This window comes from Actinosynnema sp., assembly GCF_052038725.1.
On sequence record NZ_JBQGCX010001275.1, the window covers coordinates 1 to 2,760 of the forward strand.

1 protein-coding gene is annotated in these 2,760 nt (G+C 76.8%); it reads left to right on the forward strand.

The window, feature by feature from the left end; all coding sequences use genetic code 11:
- Positions 1-2,760: DUF4132 domain-containing protein (locus ACTUAL_RS26930; RefSeq protein WP_440902206.1), on the forward strand; the 2,760-nt coding region annotated here is incomplete at both ends.

A 2,760-nucleotide genomic window follows, 5' to 3' on the forward strand; every position in this document is an offset into this window, starting at 1 on the left:
GGTCGGCGCGGCGGCGGTGGCCGCGCTGGCCGCCGACGGCGAGCAGGCGCACGTGGTCGACGCCTGGGTCCGCGACCACGGGCTCGCGTTCGCGGCCTGCGCGGCGCTGGAGTCCTTCGACCTGGCCGCCGTGGCGACCCGCTACGTCGACGAGACCGCCGCGCTGATCCGCCTCGGCGTGGACGACTCCGGCCACAGCGGCCCGCTGCACGACCGCAAGCCGCTGCGCTGGCACGGCGAGGCGTTCCCCGAGCGCGCCCGCGGGCTGCTCGCCACCGCGCCGGACGCCGACCACGCGCTCGCCGAGGCCGCGCTGTCCGAGCGCCGCGCCACCGAGCGCGCCAAGGCGGCCTCGGCCTACCTCGTGCCCGCGCGGGCGGACTGGGTCGACGAGGCGATCACCGCGCTGGCCGCCCACCGGGGCAGCCAGTGGACCCGGTTGCTGCACTCGGTCGGGACCCTCGACCAGCTGCGCGCCGTGCTCGACGCGGGCGCGCCCCGCTTCCTCCTCCAGTACCCCTGGATCAGCGCCACCCTCGCCGACGCGATCGGCCCCGACTTCGCCCCGGAGCTGGCCGGGCTGCTGGGCACGGGGCCGGAGTCGTTCGTGTTCGACCGGGTCATCGAGGTCTTCCGGCAGTTCACCACCCCGGCCGTGGTCGACGCCCTCCTGGAGCACCGGGACGTCAAGCGGGTCGGGCCCGCCCTGCTGGAGCTGGGCCGCAAGCACCCCGAGCTGCTGCTCGACCGGCTCGCCGCCTCCCCGCACACCGACCTGCTGGAGGGGCACCTGCGGCGCCACCACGACCTCGCCGCCCGTGCCGACCTGCCGGGACCGGCGGCCCGGATCGCCGAGCGGGTGCTCGCCGAGCACGCCGCCACGCCCGTCGCGGACCCGGCCGACCTGCCGCCGTTCCTGGTCGACCCGCCCTGGTTCGCCGGGCGCGCGCCCGCCGCGCTCCCGGTGGTCGCGCTGCCCGAGCCGACCCACCGGGCCGTGCGGTGGCGCGACGGCGAGCGCGAGCGCTGGGGCGCGCCCACCTGCTTCCTGCCGACCGGCCCCCGCGACTGGCCGGTGGAGCTGAAGGCGTTCCTGGCCGGCGAGCTGCCCGAGTACCGCAGGCAGGAGCTGTTCGCGGCCGGTCCGGTCGACGAGCTGCGGCCCCTGCTGCCGGACCTGGTGCTCGACCCGAAGCGGTGGGACACGGCCGAGTTCGGCATGTTCCTGGTGGCACGCTTCGGCGTCGACGCCGTCCCGCCCGTGCTGACGCTGGTGAACGCCGAGGCCAAGCACGCCGACGCGCTGCTGCCGCTGGAGTCCGTCGAGGTGGCCCGACTGGTCGCGGCCCGCCTGCAGCGGCCCAAGAGCACCGCCCCCCGGTACGCGGCCTGGCTCCGCCGCCACCCCGAGCAGGCCGCGCGCCTGCTGCTGCCCGACGCGCTCGGCGCCCCCGGCGCCCGCAGGGACGCCGCCGAGGAGGTGCTGCGCCGCCACCCCGACCACGCCCGCGTGGCCGCCGCCGAGCACACCCCCGAGGCCGTCGCGGCCGTGGAGGCGCTGCTCGCCGTCGACCCGCTGGACCTCGTGCCCGCCAAGCCGCCCGTGCCCGGAGCGTGGTGCGAGGTGACCGCCCTGCCCCGGCTGCTGCTGCGCGACGGCCGCGCGCTGCCCGACGGGGCGGTGCGGCACGTGACCACCATGCTCGCCATGACCGGCCCCGACACCCACTACGCCGGGCTGGACGCGCTGCGGGAGCTGTGCGACCCGACGTCCCTGGTGGAGTTCGCGTGGGCGGTGTTCGAGCTCTGGGAGCTGAACGCCATGCCCGCCAAGGACTCCTGGGCGCTGACCGCGCTGGGCGTGCTCGGCGACGACCGCGTGGTGCGGCGCCTGGAACCGCTGATCCGGGCGTGGCCGGGGCAGTCGCAGCACCACAACGCCGTGCGCGGGCTCGACGTGCTGGCCGGGATCGGCACCGACACCGCCCTGATCGCGCTCAACGGCGTCGCGCAGCGCGTGAAGTTCGCCGGCCTCAAGGCGCGCGCCGAGGGCAAGGTCGCGGAGATCGCCGAGGACCTCGGGCTGACCGGCGAGCAGCTGGCCGACCGGCTCGTCCCCGCGTTCGGCCTGGACGAGGAGTCCGCGCTGGTCCTGGACTACGGGCCGCGCCGGTTCACCGTGGGCTTCGACGAGTCGCTGCGCCCGTTCGTGCTGGACGAGGCGGGCAAGCGGCTCAAGTCGCTGCCCAAGCCCGGCGCGAAGGACGACCCGGAGCTGGCGCCCGCGGCGAGCAAGCGGTTCGGGCAGCTGAAGAAGGACGTGCGGACGGTGGCGTCGCTCCAGATCGCCCGCCTGGAGGCGGCGATGGTGGAGGGGAGGCGGTGGAGCGCGGCGGAGTTCCGCGACTTCCTGGTCGGGCACCCGCTGGTGGTGCACCTGGTGCGGCGGCTGGTGTGGGTGGTCGACGGCGGCGGGGCGTTCCGGGTCGCGGAGGACCGGGGGTTCGCGGACGCGCGCGACGAGGCCGTGGACCTGCCCGACGACGCGCGGGTGGGCGTGGCGCACCCGGTGCACCTGGGCGACGAGGTCGCGGAGTGGCGCGGGCTGTTCGAGGACTACACCATCCTGCAACCGTTCGCGCAGCTGGACCGACCGGTCCGCGCGCTCGCCGAGGGGGAGGCAGGCGCGCGCTCGCTGGACCGCTTCGTCGGCGCGGTGATCACCACGACCCTGCCCGCCCTGCGCAAGCGCCGCTGGGA